The following is an 18,086-nucleotide window of genomic DNA, read 5'->3' as shown; positions in this document are numbered from 1 at the left end:
CCCGGGGCCATCGGGTGATGCTTCACCCGACGCTGAGAGTTTGGTTAGCGCTTAGAGGGGCGGTAACCGGCAGCAATGGCCGCGCTGTGGCTAGCGAAGCACTCCTCCGGATTAGTGCGGTTGTAAAATGCCCCGCCCGGCACGTGATAGATGCCAGAGCTGGCGTTGCCCTTGATTGGGTAGTCCGAAGGGCAGCCCCATCCGTTGCCGGAAACACTGCTGGGCTTCATGCCGGCCTTGATAGTCAGCCACTGGGCCTTGGTGGCGGTGCGGGTGTATGTCGACTTCGGCAGGCGGTACTTCACCGTCGTGGAGACTTTATACTTGCCGGCCCGCAAGGAGACCGACTGCTTGTTCTTAGCTACGGTCTTGCTGCCGGCTTTCACAGTCAGCGTCTTGGACACGACTTTCACGCCCTTGGCAGACGAAACATTCGGCTTGATGGTCGCCGTGCCGTTATAGGGAGCCTTCTTGCCCGCAATGGTCTTCAGCGCCACTGCAGTGCGTACCACGAGCTTTTGTGTCTTCGAGGTGGTCTTAACCTTCGAGTAGACCCGCTGACCGTCCTCTACCGTGTAGGTTTTGTACTTCACGGTCGTAGCCACCGAGTAGGTCCCGGCCTTGAGCTTTGCGCTCTTCTTGTTCTTGAGCACCGTCTTGTTGCCTTGCTTGACCGTGATCGTCTTGGCTGACACGGAGACCCAGCCAGTCGCAGCAACTGCGGGCTTCACCGTGGCAGTGCCCCTGACTGGAGCAACAGGACTGGCGATGTTCTCGATCGCCACACTCGTCTCGGGCGCAGGCGTCGGGACCGTCGCAGGAATGGCGGTACCCGTGACCGCTGAAACGGCCTGGACCGGAGCCGCAGTTGCGGCAGTGACGGAGCCTAGAAAGAGCGAGGCAGCGGCTGCAAACACAGCGGCGCCACGCACGTAAGGTGCGAGTTTCAATTTCCCCAACTTTCCCGGGCGGAGCCCGGACCAAAATGATTACAGGTTAATCGTACGAGCAAATTTCTCAGGCATTGGCCAATTTGCCCAGAGTCATCGTCCACCAGAGGCTGTCCTGCAGCCGATTGCATGGGATCTGGTCGCTCCGCGGCGGCGAGAATGAGAGATGGGTTGTTGCAGAATCGCAACAACCCATCTCGTGTGAGTCATGTTGGAGGGAGATCGTTCCCAAAAAGTTCTGATTATGGATTTTTCATCAAGGGCATAGTGATGGGTGTTTCTTTAAAATCCCTGGACGTACTCAACGGATCCGTCGTACCAATCGGTAATGCGCCAGACGCCGCCCTTGACGGCAGCGGTCGGGACATCGGCAAACACGACTCCGTAGCCGATGGAGGAATCAACGTCTATCCTCGGGGGAAGCAGTGGCCCCATGTCGAGATAGGAATCTATTACCGTGTACCCGGAGTCGTTGTAGATGTTCCCGTCCCCACCGATGTATTCCACGACGATCCGGTCGGCGGGGTCCAGAATCGAGTCGCTGCTGTTGCCCAGGAACAGGTCTACATAAAGATCGACTTTTCCTGGTTCTGTATCACTTGGATACTGACCTGGTTCGATGAAAACCATGTTCCAGTCAGGCAATGTGAATATCTTGTCGATAGCGAAGGGGTCTTGCCTCGTTGATCGCACAAACAGCACCGTTTCAGCAGACGTGGCTTTTCCGGCTTTGTTCGTTACTACGACCCGGTAGCTATCCAGTTCGTTCTTCGACCGTGCGGTAAATGTGTAGTTGGCGCTTGTTGCTCCCGAAATTCTCTTCCAAGAGACCCTGCCGTCGGTTCCTTCGACCTCTCGTTCCCATGCGTAGGACAGGGATCCGCCCGTGGCCTGGCTCTTGATAGTGACGGAGTTCCCCGTGGTGGTCTGAATTGAACGCGGGATCTTCGCCGTCGGTTTAACGACGGTCGTGACCTTCACGCTGTTGGAAGTCGCTTTTCCGGCCTTGTTGCCCGCTATGGCCCGGTACTCAAATACTGACTGCCCGGAGGGAGCTGTGAAGGAGTGGGTCGACTTGGTGGCCCTGGAAATGTTCACCCATTTGGATCCTGTCTTACGCTGCCACTGGTATGACATGGCTCCGCCGCTCGCTTTGACCGAAAGTGTCACCTTCGATTGGGCAGGAGCGGTCACGTTCTTGGGCTGAGTTGTGATCCTAGGTGAAGTGACAACGGTGAGCGTGGCGCTCCTCGAAGTGATTTTTGAGCGCGAGTTGGAGACGAGGACGCGGTACTGTGCTCCATTAAGGCTTGTCGTGGCCTTGACCTTGAAAGTGTGGGTTTTGGCAGAAGAGCCGGTGGCTTTGACCCAGTTGTTGGACTTAGGTTTCTTGACCTGCCATTGATACCTGAGTTTGCCGCCGACTGCCTTGACTTTGAAGCTATGCGTTTTGCCGCTGGCCACGGTTGAGGACTTTGGGGCACCCGTGATCGTTGCCTTCGCGACTGCCGTGGATACCGCTGTCGTCGAAGTGACGGTAACGGCAACTGGGTTCGCCTGAGCCGGAGCGAGTCCTAGTGATGCAGTGAATAAAAGAGCGGCCATTGAAACCGTAACGGCGCGCTGAAGTAGCCTTTTCAAGGATTTTCCCCCAACAGGAATGAAAACAGAGCAGACGGAAGAGAAAGCTCCTCATCAGGTTGAGGAGTTATCCGAATAATACCTAATCATTAGGCGTAAGCAGTCAACGGCGTCATCGGGGCGCGAGAAACCCGGACAGACAGCGAGAGGCCCCTCTGCTCCATGCAGAGGGGCCTCTTAGGCTTGATGGTCGAGCTAATCGGTCGACTGTGACGAGGTGCTACAGCAACTCAGCGCGCAGTGCCGCCGCCGATTTGGGGGAAAGCAGGCCGGGCGGTACGTCGAATACGGTGACGGCGCCGAACCGGCCCTGCTGGTGCAGGCGGTGCACGGCCCGGGCGTAGGCCACCAGGACGCTGGCGGTGAACTCCGGGTTGCTCTCCAGCGTGAGCCCGTACTCGATGACCTGTGCGTGTTCGTCACTGGTGTTGCCGCTGCGGATGGTCATCCCGCCGTGCGGCATGGCGCTGTGGTCGCGGGCCAGTTCTTCAGCCGAAATGAAATGGACCTCAGTATCGTACTGGTCAAAGTAGTGCGGCATGGTCACGATGGCCTCGCGGACTGCGTCGGCGTCAGCGCCGTCTGCCAGCACGACGAAGCATTCACGGGTGTGCTTCTGCCGCGTTTCCAGTTGCGGGCGGCTGCCGTCGCGCACCTGCTCGATGGCGGCTTCCGATGGCGAGGTGTACTGCACGCCGGCTGCGACACCGGGTACCCGGCGGACGGCGTCGGAGTGCCCCTGGCTCAGTCCGCGGCCCCAGAAGGTGTAGGTGTCGCCGTCGGGCAGGAGGGCTTCGCCATAAACCCGGTTGATGGAAAACATGCCCGGGTCCCACCCGGCGGAAATCAGCGCCGTCTTGCTGGAGGCCCGCGCCGGCGCGTCAACGGCGTCGAAGTATTCCGGGATGCGGGCGTGCGTGTCGAAGCTGTCCACCGTGTTGAAGCGCGCCGCCATGACCGGTCCCTGCTGCGGGAGGTCCTCCTTGGAACCGCCGCACAGGATCAGCACGTCGATGCTGTCTTCGTGGGCGGGGAGGTCGTCCATCGCGTACACGGCAGTCTCCTTGCGCAGCGTGGCAAGGTCTGCGGGGGACCGGCGGGTGAAGACCCCAACCAGTTCCATGTCGCGGTTTTTGGCTACCGCGGCCTCCACGCCGCGGCCCAGGTTTCCGTAGCCGGCTATGCCGATGCGGATCGATTCACCCACGGCTTGTCCTCTCGTCCAGGTTCAACGTTTATCAGGCAGCAGTGGACGTTAGATCCACATCGCCGGGTCGATGTATTCGGCCGGGTCGACGGCGGGTTTCGTTTCGCGCTGCGGGTCGCGGTGCCGGAAGGTGGCCGGGATGCCGGTGATGATGGATTCCGGCGGAGCGTCCTTGACCACCACGGCGTTGGCGCCGACGGCGCTGTCCGCGCCGATGACCACGGGGCCGAGCACTTTGGCGCCGGCACCGATGACCACCCGGTCGCCAATGGTGGGGTGGCGCTTGACCTTGTCCAGCGAGCGGCCGCCGAGCGTGACGCCGTGGTAGAGCATCACGTCGTCGCCGATTTCGGCGGTCTCGCCGATCACCACGCCCATGCCGTGGTCAATGAAGAACCGGCGGCCGATGGTCGCGCCGGGATGGATCTCGATGCCGGTCAGGAAGCGTCCCGCCTGCGAGATCAGCCGGGCCGGCAGCCGTAGGGACGGGTTGGCCCACATCCTGTGGGTCAGCCGGTGGATCCAGATGGCGTGCAGCCCGGAGTAGGCCAGGAAATTCTCCACGCGGCCCCGGGCCGCCGGGTCGTGCGACCGGGCGGCCTCGAGGTCTTCACGCAGTCGCGCTAGGAAACCCATGTGCTCTTTCTGATTGAACAGCGCCGCTCGGCGGCGAGGAAGCTGGTTAGCCGCGGATGTCGTCGTACAGGATCGTGGAAATGTAGCGCTCACCGAAGTCGGGCACCACGGCCACGATCAGCTTACCGGCGTTCTCCGGGCGCTTCGCCACTTCCAGCGCCGCCCAGACGGCCGCACCCGAGGAGATGCCGCCGAGGATGCCTTCCTTAATGCCCAGGTCGCGGGCAACGGCGACGGACGCCGAGGTCGGCGCGTCGAGCACCTCGTCGTAAACGCTGGTGTTCAGTACCTCCGGCACAAAGTTGGCGCCCAGGCCCTGGATCTTGTGCGGGCCGGGGTTGCCGCCGGTGAGGATGGGGGAGTCTTCCGGCTCGACGGCGATGATCTGGACGCCGGGCTTGCGCTCCTTCAGCAGGCCGCCGGCGCCGGTGATGGTGCCGCCGGTGCCGATGCCGGCCACCAGGATGTCGACCTGGCCATCGGTGTCGGCCCAGATTTCCTCGCCGGTGGTGGTGCGGTGGATCAGCGGGTTGGCCTCATTGGCGAACTGCTGGGCCCAGATGGAGTTCTCGGTGTGGGCCACGATCTCCTTGGCCTTTTCGACCGCGCCGCGCATCCCCTCGGAACCGGGGGTCAGCACGATTTCGGCGCCAAAGGCGCGCAGCATGACCCGGCGCTCCGTGGACATGGTCTCCGGCATGGTCAGGATCACCTTGTAGCCGCGGGCTGCACCGACCATGGCCAGCGCGATGCCGGTGTTGCCGGAGGTGCCCTCCACGATGGTCCCGCCGGGCTTCAGCGCACCGGCCTTTTCGGCGGCGTCGACGATGGCCACGCCAATCCTGTCCTTGACCGAGTTGGCGGGGTTGTAGAACTCCAGCTTCACGGCAACCTGGGCCTCCAGGCCCTCGGTGAGCCGGTTCAGACGCACCAGCGGGGTGCGCCCCACAACCTGGGTGACGTCGTCGTAAATCGGGGCCATGTTTTCCTGCCTTCTGGCCGTTGGGCCGTTACAGATGGGAGTAACAAAACTTCTTCCACACTAGTCAGCGCGGCGAGCCGTGAGCTAAGCGGTGAGCCATTCGGCGTAATATTTTCGAGCCTTGGCCAGCTTGGGATTGATGATCACCTGGCAGTAGCCGGCGTCGGGATGCTTGGCGTAGAAGTTTTGGTGGTATTCCTCTGCCGGGTAGAACTCGGGCAGCCGCACAACCTCGGTCACGACGGGGTCTTGCCAGTCCGCCTGCACGCGCTCGATGGCGGCTTCGAAGGTCTGCTTCTGTTCGTCGTCGACGTAGAACATTGACGAGCGATACTGCGTCCCGACGTCGTAGCCCTGACGGTTCAGTGTAGTGGGGTTGTGTGAGGCGAAGAACATCCCCAGGATGACGTCTTCGGGCACCACCGTTTCGTCGAACGTCACGGCGACCACCTCTGCGTGTCCGGTCGTTCCGGAGCAAACCGCCTCGTAGGAGGGGTTTTTCATGTGGCCGCCGGTGTAGCCGGAAACCACCTCCGTGACACCGCGCGTCCTGTTGTAGACCGCGTCCAGGCACCAAAAGCAGCCTCCGCCAAGCACAAAAGTCTTCATGGCTTAACAATGTCACGGACCCCTCGAATGTTCCCGGGCCGCGAACGCGGGCGGCGGCTGGTGGGCGGACCACCGCGGATGGGGTAGAAAAGGATTCATGGTCGACGACGAACAGCTCCGCACAGGGGATGCCGAAGCCCCCGAGGGAACCAGAGCCCCCGAGGGAACCAGAGCCCCCGAGGGAACCAATGCCTCCGAGGGAACCGAAGGAACCGGGAAAACCGAAACCGCAGAGGAAACCGAAGCCGCCGGGGGAACCGAAACCTCCGTGCAGGACGAAGCGCGGCCGAAGACGCCGGTCCTGGGCGATGTGCTGCTGGCCATCGAGGAGCTCTGGCCCGAATCACTGGCCGAGCAATGGGACGCTGTGGGCCCCGTCGTCGGCAGGCCCTCGGCCGAAGTGCAGAAGATCATGTTTGCCGTGGACCCGACAACCGACGTGATCGCCGAGGCCATCGAGTGGGGTGCCGACCTGCTGCTCACGCACCACCCGCTGCTGCTGAAGCCGGTCAATTCGGTCGCAACCACCAGCTTCAAGGGAGACGCCGTGCACCGGCTGATCGAAAGCGGCTGCGCCTTGGTCACGGTTCACACCAACGCGGACAGCGCCGTCGGCGGCGTTTCGGATGTGCTGGCCGATGCGCTCGGGCTGCGGGATGTGCGGCCGCTGTCGCCCGCGGACAACGGTTTGCCGGAAGAAGGCATCGGACGGGTGGGGGAGCTGGCCGAAGCCAAGACACTGGGCGAGTTCGCCGAGCAGGTGTTTAGCATCCTGCCCGCGGTCGCCGGCGGAGTGAAGGTGGCCGGCGACCGCAACGGGATCATCCGCAGCGTGGCCGTGTGCGGCGGTGCAGGGGACTCGCTGTTCGACCAGGTCCGGGCCTCGCGGGCGGACGTTTATGTCACGGCCGACCTGCGCCACCACCCGGCGTCCGAAGCACGCGAAGGAGCCGTGGACGGCCGGCCGTACCTCATCGACGTCTCGCATTTCGGCAGCGAGTGGCTGTGGCTGACGCCCGCGTCGGTGGCGCTGGACAATGTGCTGGCCGACCAGGGCTACACGGTGGAAGTGAAGGTCAGCGTCACCAACACCGATCCCTGGGATTTCGTCCTGACGCCAGGGTAGCAGCGCTTCGTCAGGACTGTAGGCTAGGACGAGGCTGAACCGCAGCGGTTCCGCAGCGTTTTGAAAGGACGTACATGGCGAAGGCACCGGCTTCCGAGCAACTGAGGCTGCTCGACCTGCAGGCACTGGACGGCAAGCTCACCCAACTGAGCCGCCGCGCTGCAGCCACCGCCAAGAACGCCGACATTGACGCGCTGGTGGAGAAGCTGGCCGCCGCCGACTCGTCGCTGGTCGCCCTTAACACAGAGATAGCGGACACCGAACGCGAGTTGAAGCGCGCCGAAGGCGACGTCGAAACCGTCCAGTCGCGGATCGAACGCGACCAGAAACGCCTGGACAGCGGAGCGGGTTCGCCCAAGGACCTGACCGCGCTGCAGCACGAACTGGTGTCGCTGAATAAGCGCCGCGGCGACTTGGAAGACGTGGAGCTGGAAGTGATGGAGCGACTCGAGGGGCTCCGCACCCGCCAGGCCGAACACCAGCAGGCCAACGACCAGCTGCGCGAAGAACTGTCCGGCCTGGAGCGTGCCCGCGACGACGAGCTCGCCGGCATCGAAAGCGAACGTGCCGCCGCCGCCGCGGAACGCCAGGAAGTGGCCGGCAGCTTCGAGGCGTCCCTGCTGGCCGTCTACGAAAAGACCCTTGCGCATCGCGGCATCGGCGCCGCCCGGCTGTTCCACGGCAAGTCCGAGGGCTCCGGCATGCAGCTCAGCCCTGGCGACTTGGCCGACATCCGCAAGGCCGCCCCGGACGATATCGTCTTCTGTCCCGACTCCGGTTGCATCCTGATCCGCTCGGAGGAGTGGGGCAACTAGCCACTGGCAACGCTCCACTCGTTCCAGAGGCCAGCTCCTACAGCATAAGAACGGTTCCGGCGGGGAAATCCTGAGGGTAGAACGATGCGCGGGCCGGGACGTCCTTCCCAAGAAGGCGGGCGGCGGTCCCGCACTCAGGGACGGTCGGGCACTTTTTGTTCAGGGTTGCATCACCCTGTTCGCAGGGCGCCGGATGGAGTGCTGAAGCGAGGACACGGTGCCTCCAGTAGTGTCGCGCCAGCAGTGCCATTGCCCCATGTCACCGATGGATTGCACGCGTTCGCGGACACGCCCAATGTAGCGTTCAGGGCGCTGCGGAAGGCGTAGGCCGGGCTAGTCAGCGCACGATCAGCCGGGCCAGCCTCCGCTTGATCTTCTGCCTGAGTGCCGGCGGCGCGAGGTAGACAATCCCGCTCCGGAACGACGCCGGTCCGGGTACGGTGTCGTGCATTGTGGCGGTTGTGCCGGCGGCGTCGGCGTGCCGGATCTGTACGGTTTTGCCGGCCGGGAGGGTGTAGAGCCCTCCGGCGCTGCTGAGGCTGATGGCGACTTCGTACGTTCCCGGCGGCAGCGCCGAGATGTCGACGCCGGTGCCCTTGGGGGTGCCGAAGTGGGCCCCGGAGTAGTCGCTGAGCGCGTCGCCGAAGATGTCCGCGTTCCCGCGGAAGCCCCCGGCGGCCAGGGGGAAGGCGTGGGTGCCGGCTGGCCCGTGCAGCACGAGGTAGTAGCGGGCGGCTTCATTGTGAGGGATTTCCACACCGCGCACTGCGTAGTCCCCGTCCAGATGCACCCGGGGCCCTCGCGCCCAGCTGGTGCGCAGCCGGAAGTACGCCTGCGCCGGAGCGGTACCGAGCACGGGCCGTACATCCAGCACGGCGCCGCCGGGCCGCGTCCGGAAGCGGTACAGCCGCCCGTCCAGTTGTGATTCGGCCGCCAGCGGTGTGCCCGAGGCCAGCGGCAGCTCCGCGTCCCGGCCAGCGACCGCCAGCCGCAGCCACACCTCGTACGTCCCCGACGGCAGCCCTCCCAGATCGATGCCGAGTTTATCCGCGGACGTGAACTTCGCCCGTTTGTAGTCGCAGGCCGCTTCCTCGTAGTACCTGAAGGAGATCGCCGGATCGCTGTCCCCGGCCAGGGCGTACTCACGTCGGATCGCATTGCCGGACAGAATCAGCGTGACGGCCAGCGAAGAGCGGCGCTGGATGGCGTGTCCGCGCAGGAATCCCACGCCTTCCGGGAAGAGGGTGGCACCCCGAAGCCGCACGCCGGTAAGGCTCGCAACGGCGTCGCCCGCCTTCCGCTGCCGCGACAGCACCTCGTGGCGTAGCCGCGCCGGCATCCGGCTGCCGTTGCGGACCGTGCCGAACCGCGGCGGGGTGTTGTCGGCCACGGCGGCCATGATGGCGAGCATCAGGGGCAGGTTGTAGCGGATTTCCCCGGCATGGTCCCAGACTAGGTCCGAGTCGGTCTCGATGTAGTTGAAGTTTGGGTACTTGGCGAACAGGGGTAGCGCGCAGCCGGTCTGAGCGGCATGGGACTGGTCTTGCAGGGAACTGAAGAGGTAGATGTTTTTGCCTGTGCCTTGGTCTGCCGCCACGGCGTCCGGAATCAGCGCGTCGAGCACTTCCTGCTCCCGGTCCCCGCCGTCCCCGGTCATGTGCGCAAAAGTCTTGGGTCGGTTCCGGCGGGTGTGCGTGCCGACGTAGATCTGCGGTGCGCAGGCGATGATATTGCGGAAGTTGTACTTGATCCCGTAATACAGGGCCGGGAAGCCGCCCTTGGAGACTCCCGCCAGCGTGCATTCGTCACGGCTCAGGCCCAGCCGCAGCAGCTCCGCGTCGATCAGCGCCATCACTGCATCCTCGACGGCAAAATCCATGTCACGGCACAGCGTGTAGGCGGGATGCGGCCCGAACTTGTCCTTTATCCACAGCCAGTTGGCCTGGTTTTCCTGGGTGGACTGACCGTCGAAGTCGTAGGTGTCACGCGGGCGGAGTCCCGTGAACATGACGATCAGGTGGCGTCGGTCCTGCTTGGCATCGCGCGTCTTGTATTCCACCAGGACGCCGTTGTGGAGGAAGTCCTGTTCGCGTTGGGGCATGCCTGCGAAGCTACTGCGCCCGGGTGAACGCTGGGGAAACCCCCGACCACGGCGGTGCGGAGCCGGTTACCTGCGCCGGGCCAGCCTCCGCTTGATCTTCTGCCTGAGTGCCGGCGGCGCGAGGCGGACAATTCCGCTCCGGAACGACGCCGGTCCGGGTACGGTGTCGTGCATCGTGGCGGTTGTGCCGGCGGCGTCGGCGTGCCGGATCTGTACGGTTTTGCCGGCCGGGAGGGTGTAGAGCCCTCCGGCGCTGCTGAGGCTGATGGCGACTTCGTACGTTCCCGGCGGCAGCGCCGAGATGTCGACGCCGGTGCCCTTGGGGGTGCCGAAGTGGGCCCCGGAGTAGTCGCTGAGCGCGTCGCCGAAGACGTCCGCGTTCCCGCGGAAGCCCCCGGCGGCGAGGGGGAAGGCGTGGGTGCCGGCTGGCCCGTGCAGCACGAGGTAGTAGCGGGCGGCTTCATTGTGAGGGATTTCCACACCGCGCACGGCGTAGTCCCCGTCCAGATGCACCCGCGGCCCGCGCGCCCAGCTGGTGCGCAGCCGGAAGTACGCCTGCGCCGGAGCGGTACCGAGCACGGGCCGTACATCCAGCACGGCGCCGCCGGGCCGCGTCCGGAAGCGGTACAGCCGCCCGTCCAGTTGCGATTCGGCCGCCAGCGGTGTGCCCGAGGCCAGCGGCAGCTCCGCGTCCCGGCCAGCGACCGCCAGCCGCAGCCACACCTCGTACGTCCCCGACGGCAGCCCTCCCAGATCGATTCCCCGGTGCTTGCGTGAGGAAAACCTAGCCAGTCGGTAATCACAATAGGCCTGTTGGAAGTAGCTGAAGGAGATGCCTGCGTCCTCGTTCCCACCCAGGGCAAACTCGTGTCGGGATCCTTCCCCCGCGAGCACCAGCGTGCTGGCCAGGTCCGTCCACTGACCGGTGGCATGCCCGCGCAGGAACCCCACGCCCTCCGGAAAGAACACCGATCCGGCCAGCCGCGCCCCGCTGAAGTTGGCGACGGCGTCGCCCCCCTCCCGCTGCCGCGACAGCAGGTCCGCGCGTACCTCCGGTTCCAGCCGGTTGCCGTTGCGCACCGTGCCGTAGCGCGGCGGCGTGTTTTCTGCGAGTGCATAGAGCGTGGCCAGGATCAGCGGTACGTTATAGCGCGTCACATCCGTGTGCTCGTTCACCAGATCCGAATCTGTCTCGATGAAGTTGAAGTTCGTGTACTTGGCGAACAGCGGCAGCGCGGGCACAATCTGCGCCAGGTGGAACTGGTCCTGCGGGGAGCTGAGCACATAGATGTTCCTCTTCGTCTGTACATCGGCAGCCACCGCGTCAGGCAGCAGCCGGTCCAGCTTCTGCATCTCGGCCTGTCCGCCGCCCCCGGTCAGGTGCGCGAAGATCTTTGGCCGGTTGGCGCGCGTATGGGTGCCGACGTACACCTGGGGGGCGCTCGCGAGGATATTGCCGAAGTCGTATTTGATTCCCAGGTACAGCGCAGCGAACCCGCCCTTGGAAAAACCCGCCAGCGTGCATTCATTCCGGCTCAGCCCCAGCCGTGCCAGCTCTGCATTGATCAAAGCGACTACTGCCTGCTCAATGGAAAAGTCCATATTCCGGCACAGGTAGTACGCGTGCTGCCCATCGAACTTGTCCTTGATCCACAGCCAGTGTGCCTGACTGTCCTGTGAGGCCCGGCCGTCAAACTCGTAGCTGTTCAGCGCCCCGACCCCGGCGAACATGACGATCAGGTGGCGCCGGTCCAGCTTCGCCGCTCGCCTTTTGTACTGGACCAGCACGCCGTCGTGGACAAAATCTAGTTCCCGTTCGGACATGCGACCCCAACGCCTCCATCAATGCTTCACGTTCTTGGACTGACCGAATCTACGTGGCCTGGGTGAACGTCGGGCAAACTATCGGCGACACCGGCATCGAAACCCGGCGTTGGAACCCGTACTTCAGGGCGGGCCGGGTCCGTATCCCTAGGCGGCCAAGACGATGTTCAACGCGTGCGCCTTACGTGCCGTGCCTTCGACAAGTTCTGCCTGCCAAACTTCCTGCGCTGCCTTTAACAGTGCAGCCGGCGTCTCGGGCGCTTTGCCGCGCCTCATCACCAAGTGGCGGGCGAGCTCGCCACGTGTGTGCTTGGCGAAGTGCGAGACCACGGTGCGTTTGCCGTTCCGCTCCTGGAAAACGTTGACCACTACCGTCCGGGCAGGGTCAGGAGTCCAAGCGGCGGCGTAGGTGCTCGAGCGGCAGTCCACGAGCAGGTGGCCCTCCGCATGGGTGTCCAGCGCCTGGGGGAGCCGCTTCTTCCAATAGGAGGCGAGCTTCCCTATTTCCGGTAGGCTCACGGACATGGACAGCCGGTAGGCCGGGATGCTGTCTGCAAAACCGATCGCGCCCCACAGCGCTGAGATGACGACGACGACGGCGTCCGCCTTGCGTTTCTGTGCAGCGGTCATGGATCGGTAGCCGAGGGCGTCGTAGAGCACACCGGAGTAGACGGTGTGGGCCGGGGCGGAGGGTTCGTCGTGCAGCCGGGTGTTGCGTTCCACCTCCGCAGCCAGCGAGGCCCCGACGCCCAGATGGGCGAGAGCTGCGGGGCTCCGGCTGACGTGGGCCAGGGCCGCCAGCACTTCCTCGCGGGCCGGGTTCAGTTCCGGAAACTGCAGTTCCTGCAGCTCAAAGGTGTGTCCCTTGGCTGCAGCGGTCTTCCCTTCGGAAGGCGGAAGAAGAATCAGCACCGTAAGAGCCTACCGTCGCACCGCGCTGCCGGACGAAAGGCGGTCGGCCGCCGTCGTCCCCGATGGGAAGCGGCAGAAGAGGTGGGAAATTACGGGTGGCGGGGGAGCAGGCCGTATCCTGAAGGCGGGACGGGTTGGCTGGGCGATCGCGTCGGGCTATCCGCGAGGACGAGTCCGCCGAGGAAAGTCCGGGCTCCACAGGGCAGGGTGGTGGGTAACGCCCACTCGGGGAAACCCGCAGGCAAGTGCCACAGAAAACAGACCGCCAGGACTGCTTCGGCAGGACCTGGTAAGGGTGAAACGGCGGTGTAAGAGACCACCAGCGCCCCGGGCGACCGGGACGGCTAGGTAAACCCCACCCGGAGCAAGGCCAGACAGGGCACGATCGAGGGCTGCTCGCCCGAGTGTCCGGGTAGGCCGCTTGAGGGTACCGGCAACGGTGCTCCTAGATGGATGATCGCCACCCGGCGGCGGGCAACTGCCGCAGGGTGACAGAACCCGGCTTACAGGCCAACCCGTCCCTTTCTCATATGTCGCCATCTGCGGAATCACTCGGTTGCGAGTGCCTCAGACAGCATCCACGGATCGTCCGTAAAGACGCCGTCCGCCCCTGCCTCCAGCAGCGAAGCTGCTTGTTTCGGATCGTTCACAGTCCACGGCCACACTGTTAATCCGGCTTCCTTCATGGCAGCGATGCTCGTGCTATCGACGTCCTTGTGCGAACCGATGTGTGAGATTCCGTCTTCCTTCACCGTTGCCGGATCGATCTCGGCGTTCGCGCGCCAACGAGGAATAGAACGTTCAGTCCCTCGTTTGCTATGCGCGTCGCGAGGCTGTAGTCGAAAGATTGAACGATAACGTTCTGTTCTATGCCGCGGCGGGGTTATCGACTCGACAAAGCCGGCCACATCAATGCCCAAAACTTTGATTTCCGGTGCAAGAACGTGGTTCTCGCCGTACTCATCCGCGATTTGCTCCCAAGTAGTGGGCGTGCCGTGCACCCCCTGCCGGATGATGGATCGCAGCCTGGCGCCACTCAGCGAGCCTGATGCTCCGCGGTTCTCCCGCAATGCCGCTCATGGTCCTGTCCACCGTTTCGTCGTGGAGGGGGACAAGAGTTCCATCACCGAGAACCCTCAAGTCCATCTCGACAGGAAAGTCGGCCACGGCCTTGAATGCCTCGGATGAGGATTCGGGGTATACCAGAGCCCCGCCGCGATGGGCCACCATCGTGGGTCTTTCGGGAGCAGCACAGGCGGTCAAAGCCAGCAGCGTACCTGCGAGACGTGCGATCACTCGTTTCACCGAATGAGTCTAGGGTGCGTCCGACTATGCCCATGGATGAAACAGCCTCGCCCCGCGGAATGGCCATTCCATTCAAGCCGCCTAACATTTCGCCAGCCTAAGACGACAGTGGTCGATACAGTCTCAGCTGGTTCCATCGCCAGCCTGTATCTCTCGCCGGGGGAACTATGAACCGCCCTTCGCTTTCGCCTACTTCGCTGCGCGGCATGTTGCGCGTTGGCCTGACAACAGCAGTCCTCACGACGCTGCTCGCCTCGACCCTGCCTGCCTTCGCTGCCAGCGAGGCGGCACCAATCAGTCCTTCTTCCCAAGCGCCCGCTCCCGCTGATCCCACACCGGACAGCATGCCGCAGAATGGCGAAAGCCCCGTCCCGACCGAGGCCCCGGCCGGCGACGCGACGTCGGAAGCCCAGCCGACACCAACCAACATTTCTTCACCTTCGACCCCTGCGGACCCATCCAGCGGAGTGTCGGGGGAACCCGTCGTTCCCGCGACCCCGACGCCGTCGGTGCTGCCCACAGAACCTGAGAAAGCACCAGGGGAGCGTTCAAAAGCGCTCGTGCAGCAGAACGCCCCGCAGGAAGCTCCGGAGACGGATGAGCCTGTGGCAGAGCCACCGCATGTAGCGGCAGGGCAGAAGGCAATCGCAGCGAAGGCCACCGCCTTGAAGCTCAGTCCGGTCAATGACTTCCGTTGCACGCTCAAGGACAACGGCTGTGTCCGCACGTACACGGACAGCGGTGGAACGGCTCAGATTGGTATCTATTGGTCCACGGCAACGGGCGCTTACGCCATAGACCTCAAGCACCCGATCTACAAGGCTTTCCAGGCGGCCAAGTACGAAAACGGCAAGTACGGCTATCCCATCGCGGACATGAAGGTTGCCTCCGACAAGAGCGCCTCGCAGCAATTCCAGGGCGGCACCATCCGCTACACGCCCCCGCACATCGTCGCCGGCAAGAAGGCCATCGAGGCGAAGGCGAAGCTGCACAACCTGGTTGCCGTCAACGACTTCAACTGCCGCCTGGTGGACAACGGGTGCGTCCGTACTTACAAGCCGTCCTCCACGAGCACCAAGCGGATCGGCATCTACTGGACGGCGAAAACCGGTGCGCGGAGCATGGACCTCCAGCACCAGATCTACAAGAAGTTCGCGGCGGCAGGATATGAACGCGGCATTCTGGGCTACCCGGCGGCTGACACGAAGTGCGGCCTCAAGTCCAAGGGATGTGTCCAGCGCTTCCAAAAGGGAACGATCGCGTATTCGCCCTCTACGGGCGCCAAGATCCTGGCTGCACAGATGAATTACAGCTGGAAGGCCCGCGGCAGCCAGAATGGCACGTTGGGCTACCCCCTGCAGGACGCCGTGAAACGCAGCGGCAAGACCACGCAGGTTTTTCAGGGCGGCTCCCTGGTGGCGGCTCGGGTGGGCGCCGTGATGTACCCGAAGAATGAGTGCTGGGCGATCGGCGCGAACAAGACCCGCTACGCCCACAACTGGGCCAACCGCATCTCCTTCACCATCGCGGAGAAGTACGGCACCTCCAAGGCCAGCTTCATCAACTGCGTGCGGGTTGGCTCCGTCTACAAGCAGGAATGGAAAACGGGCAAGGCGACCGTGGGACTCAAGGGATTCAAACGCCCGGGAGTGGCATCCGGGCACACCCAGTACCGATGGTCCCCGCAGGGCAGCTTCACCGTCCACGAGGCATTCGGTGAGGGTAACCCCGGCACGGACCTCAAGTACAAGAAGCTGAACAAACGGTCCAGATGGTCCGGTACGCTCGGCTCCTCCTACAACAAGTACTACGAAGCCGGTTCTGTGGGTTACGAACGGTGGCCGGACGAGAACATGTGGTTTTTCATGCGTCTCCCGACCGGGGACTACCGCCAAGGCGCTGTGATCGACTACAACCGCGGGCCGGGGCAAACTATCAAGCAGGGCGCGGGATTCGCCATTTTCCTGCACGCCAACCCCGTGCCGACGGCGGGTTGCATCGCGCTGGACCTCAATAACGTGGTCCGCTACCTCAAGACCGCGGACCCCGGGGACAGGATCATCATGGGCGTCCGGCAGGACATCTTTAAAGCCTGATCCTTCGGACTGCCGACGGCGGTGCGTTCCTGAGCGAGGAGCATTGCCGTCGGTGCGAGGCCGGGGTATCCGTCCGGCCAGCATCTCTTCTGTGAGGCAGTTCACCCGTAACGGTGCGTCCGTGCTCCGCGTAGTCTCTAGAATGGATAGCGGATAGGCGTTGAGCCGCCGCCGATCGAGGGTCGGCGACGAGAACGGGCAGATCCACACAGCTTCCCGCCGGCACTTGGCGGTGGCGTGCCGGGTGGCCGGACAGACTGTCGCGGCCAACCGGCGTCGTCGTGAAAATCCACGGCGGTGACAACCGGGCTCGACGGAGAACCCGGCTGATGTAGGAAGGTAATTCTGTGAACCAGATGTCAGAGTCGGCCCTGGATACGTGGACCAACCGCGAGGCACTTGCCGAAGCGATGATCCCGATGATCGGGCGCTTGTACCGCGAAAACAACGTAGTCACCTCCATCCACGGGCGCAGCCTGATCAACCAGTCCGTGGTGGGCATCCTGAAGGCGCACCGCTTTGCCCGCCAGATTGACGACGCCGAACTGCCGCTGGAAGAGACCTTCCCCGTGCTGCAGGCGATGAGCGAGCTGGACCTCGGCGCAGGTTCCGTGGATTTGGCCCGCCTGCTGGTGAAGTTCAAGAACGAGGGTCACGGCGCCGAACTGAAGGACTTCGTGCGCACCGAGCTGGCGGATATCGTCGGCAAGCGCGGCGCAGACGAGCGCACCAGCACCGACGTTGTGCTCTACGGCTTCGGCCGCATCGGCCGCCTGCTGGCCCGGATCCTGGTGGGCCACTCCGGCGGCGGCCACGGCCTGCGCCTGCGCGCCGTCGTGGTCCGCAAGGGCAGCGACGACGACCTGGTCAAGCGCGCCAGCCTGCTGCGCCGCGACTCGGTGCACGGCCCCTTCGAGGGCACGATCTCCGTGGATGAAAAAAACAACACCATCCAGGCCAACGGCACCCTGATCCAGTTCATCTACTCCAACGACCCGGCATCCGTCGATTACACCCAGTACGGCATCAAGGACGCCATCGTGGTGGACAACACGGGCAAGTGGCGCGACGAGGCCGGACTGTCCCAGCACCTGCAGTGCCCCGGCGTCTCCCGCGTGCTCCTCACCGCACCGGGCAAGGGCAGCCTGAAGAACATCGTGCACGGCGTGAACCACGCAGACATCACCGACGAGGACAAGATCGTCTCCGCCGCCTCCTGCACCACCAACGCCATCACCCCTGTGCTCAAGGCGCTGAACGACAAGTTCGGCATTGCCCACGGCCACGTGGAGACGGTGCACTCCTACACCAATGACCAGAACCTGATCGACAACTTCCACAAGGGTTCCCGCCGCGGCCGCTCCGCCGCGCTGAACATGGTGCTGACCGAGACCGGCGCGGCCAAGGCCGTGGCCAAGGCCCTGCCGGAGCTGGAAGGCAAGCTCACCGGCAACGCCATCCGCGTCCCCACCCCGGACGTTTCCATGGCCATTCTGAACCTGAACCTGGAACAGGACGCCACCAAGGAAAGCCTGAACGAGTACCTGCGCGGCATGTCGCTGAACTCGGACCTGCGCAAGCAGATCGACTACATCGACTCTCCCGAGGTCGTCTCCACCGATTTCGTCGGCTCCCGCCGGGCGGGGATCGTGGACGGCCTGGCCACGATTGCCAGCGGCAAGAACGCCGTGCTCTACGTCTGGTACGACAACGAATTCGGCTACAGCTGCCAGGTGGTCCGCGTGCTCGAGGAGATCGCCGGCGTCAACCCGAAGATCTTCCCGGCCGTGCTGGAACCGGTGGCCGAGACGGTCTGATCGCCCTTAGACGGCACTAACGACGGCGGAGCCGGCGGCATGCGAATGCCGCCGGCTTCTGCCGT

General features: G+C 64.0%; 15 protein-coding genes and 1 other RNA gene. 5 read left to right on the top strand and 11 right to left on the bottom strand.

The window, feature by feature from the left end; genetic code table 11:
- Window positions 1-44 precede the first annotated feature (44 nt).
- The 6 genes from AC5RV3_RS03145 to msrA all read right to left on the bottom strand — a co-directional run bounded on the left by AC5RV3_RS03145 (window position 45) and on the right by msrA (window position 6,025).
- Window positions 45-785 carry a sunset domain-containing protein gene (locus AC5RV3_RS03145; protein WP_494120861.1) on the bottom strand — a complete coding sequence of 247 codons (741 nt, stop codon included), beginning with the start codon at window positions 783-785 and terminating at the stop codon, window positions 45-47.
- A 447-nt stretch (window positions 786-1,232) separates the two neighbouring features.
- Window positions 1,233-2,414: a hypothetical protein gene (locus AC5RV3_RS03140; RefSeq protein ID WP_494120860.1), complete on the bottom strand. Its 1,182-nt coding sequence runs from the start codon at window positions 2,412-2,414 to the stop codon at window positions 1,233-1,235.
- Window positions 2,415-2,811: 397 nt separating this feature from the next.
- Window positions 2,812-3,798 (bottom strand): diaminopimelate dehydrogenase, encoded by a 987-nt coding sequence (locus AC5RV3_RS03135; RefSeq protein WP_494120859.1) that lies wholly within the window; start codon window positions 3,796-3,798, stop codon window positions 2,812-2,814.
- 48 nt (window positions 3,799-3,846) lie between these two features.
- Window positions 3,847-4,434, bottom strand: coding sequence for a serine O-acetyltransferase EpsC (gene epsC / locus AC5RV3_RS03130; RefSeq protein ID WP_494112037.1), 588 nt, complete (start codon window positions 4,432-4,434; stop codon window positions 3,847-3,849).
- Between the two features lie 46 nt (window positions 4,435-4,480).
- On the bottom strand, window positions 4,481-5,416 hold the full coding sequence (gene cysK, locus AC5RV3_RS03125) for a cysteine synthase A (RefSeq protein WP_494120858.1): 936 nt from the start codon (window positions 5,414-5,416) through the stop codon (window positions 4,481-4,483).
- An 84-nt stretch (window positions 5,417-5,500) separates the two neighbouring features.
- On the bottom strand, window positions 5,501-6,025 hold the full coding sequence (gene msrA / locus AC5RV3_RS03120) for a peptide-methionine (S)-S-oxide reductase MsrA (RefSeq protein ID WP_494120857.1): 525 nt from the start codon (window positions 6,023-6,025) through the stop codon (window positions 5,501-5,503).
- A 97-nt stretch (window positions 6,026-6,122) separates the two neighbouring features.
- Here msrA and AC5RV3_RS03115 point away from each other — a divergent pair, with 97 nt between their 5' ends.
- Both AC5RV3_RS03115 and AC5RV3_RS03110 read left to right on the top strand, forming a co-directional pair.
- Window positions 6,123-7,151, top strand: coding sequence for a Nif3-like dinuclear metal center hexameric protein (locus tag AC5RV3_RS03115; protein WP_494120856.1), 1,029 nt, complete (start codon window positions 6,123-6,125; stop codon window positions 7,149-7,151).
- A 74-nt stretch (window positions 7,152-7,225) separates the two neighbouring features.
- Window positions 7,226-7,966 carry a zinc ribbon domain-containing protein gene (locus tag AC5RV3_RS03110; RefSeq protein WP_494120855.1) on the top strand — a complete coding sequence of 247 codons (741 nt, stop codon included), beginning with the start codon at window positions 7,226-7,228 and terminating at the stop codon, window positions 7,964-7,966.
- A gap of 337 nt (window positions 7,967-8,303) precedes the next feature.
- Here the strand turns inward: AC5RV3_RS03110 and AC5RV3_RS03105 are convergent, their stop codons facing one another.
- From AC5RV3_RS03105 to AC5RV3_RS03095, 3 genes are all read right to left on the bottom strand, one after another.
- Window positions 8,304-10,067 (bottom strand): accessory Sec system protein Asp2, encoded by a 1,764-nt coding sequence (locus AC5RV3_RS03105; protein WP_494120854.1) that lies wholly within the window; start codon window positions 10,065-10,067, stop codon window positions 8,304-8,306.
- A gap of 66 nt (window positions 10,068-10,133) precedes the next feature.
- A complete protein-coding gene (locus tag AC5RV3_RS03100) occupies window positions 10,134-11,891 on the bottom strand; it encodes a hypothetical protein (RefSeq protein WP_494120853.1) in 1,758 nt (585 codons plus the stop codon).
- Window positions 11,892-12,038: 147 nt separating this feature from the next.
- The gene (locus AC5RV3_RS03095) at window positions 12,039-12,803 is read right to left on the bottom strand and encodes a YaaA family protein (RefSeq protein WP_494120852.1); all 765 of its coding nucleotides are present in this window, start codon (window positions 12,801-12,803) and stop codon (window positions 12,039-12,041) included.
- 130 nt (window positions 12,804-12,933) lie between these two features.
- Between AC5RV3_RS03095 and rnpB the strand changes: the two genes are divergently transcribed.
- Window positions 12,934-13,325: RNase P RNA component class A (gene rnpB, locus AC5RV3_RS03090), an RNA gene on the top strand.
- Window positions 13,326-13,351: 26 nt separating this feature from the next.
- Here rnpB and AC5RV3_RS03085 read toward each other — a convergent pair.
- Together AC5RV3_RS03085 and AC5RV3_RS03080 are read right to left on the bottom strand one after the other, a co-directional pair.
- Window positions 13,352-13,804 (bottom strand): glycerophosphodiester phosphodiesterase, encoded by a 453-nt coding sequence (locus AC5RV3_RS03085; RefSeq protein ID WP_494120851.1) that lies wholly within the window; start codon window positions 13,802-13,804, stop codon window positions 13,352-13,354.
- Window positions 13,764-14,033 (bottom strand): glycerophosphodiester phosphodiesterase family protein, encoded by a 270-nt coding sequence (locus AC5RV3_RS03080; RefSeq protein WP_494121023.1) that lies wholly within the window; start codon window positions 14,031-14,033, stop codon window positions 13,764-13,766. Before AC5RV3_RS03080 ends, AC5RV3_RS03085 begins: the two co-directional genes overlap by 41 nt.
- A 680-nt stretch (window positions 14,034-14,713) precedes the next feature.
- On the opposite strand from AC5RV3_RS03080, the gene AC5RV3_RS03075 reads away from it, so the two are divergent.
- Complete coding sequence (locus AC5RV3_RS03075; protein ID WP_494120850.1) at window positions 14,714-16,204, top strand: L,D-transpeptidase family protein; 1,491 nt, start codon at window positions 14,714-14,716, stop codon at window positions 16,202-16,204.
- A 356-nt stretch (window positions 16,205-16,560) separates the two neighbouring features.
- Window positions 16,561-18,021, top strand: a complete 1,461-nt coding sequence (locus AC5RV3_RS03070; RefSeq protein WP_494121022.1) for a glyceraldehyde-3-phosphate dehydrogenase — start codon at window positions 16,561-16,563, stop codon at window positions 18,019-18,021.
- Window positions 18,022-18,086 lie beyond the last annotated feature (65 nt).

The sequence above is a fragment of the Arthrobacter sp. Y3221114 genome, assembly GCF_059092625.1.
This window is presented reverse-complemented; position numbering and strand designations above follow the sequence as displayed.

Bases quoted from the DNA above. Each gene is read 5' to 3' on its own strand.
- AC5RV3_RS03110 (WP_494120855.1), top strand. From the start codon at position 7,226: ATGGCGAAGGCACCGGCTTCCGAGCAACTGAGGCTGCTCGACCTGCAG.
- AC5RV3_RS03115 (WP_494120856.1), top strand. From the start codon at position 6,123: ATGGTCGACGACGAACAGCTCCGCACAGGGGATGCCGAAGCCCCCGAG.
- msrA (WP_494120857.1), bottom strand. From the start codon at position 6,025: ATGAAGACTTTTGTGCTTGGCGGAGGCTGCTTTTGGTGCCTGGACGCG.
- epsC (WP_494112037.1), bottom strand. From the start codon at position 4,434: ATGGGTTTCCTAGCGCGACTGCGTGAAGACCTCGAGGCCGCCCGGTCG.
- AC5RV3_RS03100 (WP_494120853.1), bottom strand. From the start codon at position 11,891: ATGTCCGAACGGGAACTAGATTTTGTCCACGACGGCGTGCTGGTCCAG.
- AC5RV3_RS03105 (WP_494120854.1), bottom strand. From the start codon at position 10,067: ATGCCCCAACGCGAACAGGACTTCCTCCACAACGGCGTCCTGGTGGAA.
- AC5RV3_RS03080 (WP_494121023.1), bottom strand. From the start codon at position 14,033: ATGGTGGCCCATCGCGGCGGGGCTCTGGTATACCCCGAATCCTCATCC.
- AC5RV3_RS03070 (WP_494121022.1), top strand. From the start codon at position 16,561: ATGTCAGAGTCGGCCCTGGATACGTGGACCAACCGCGAGGCACTTGCC.
- cysK (WP_494120858.1), bottom strand. From the start codon at position 5,416: ATGGCCCCGATTTACGACGACGTCACCCAGGTTGTGGGGCGCACCCCG.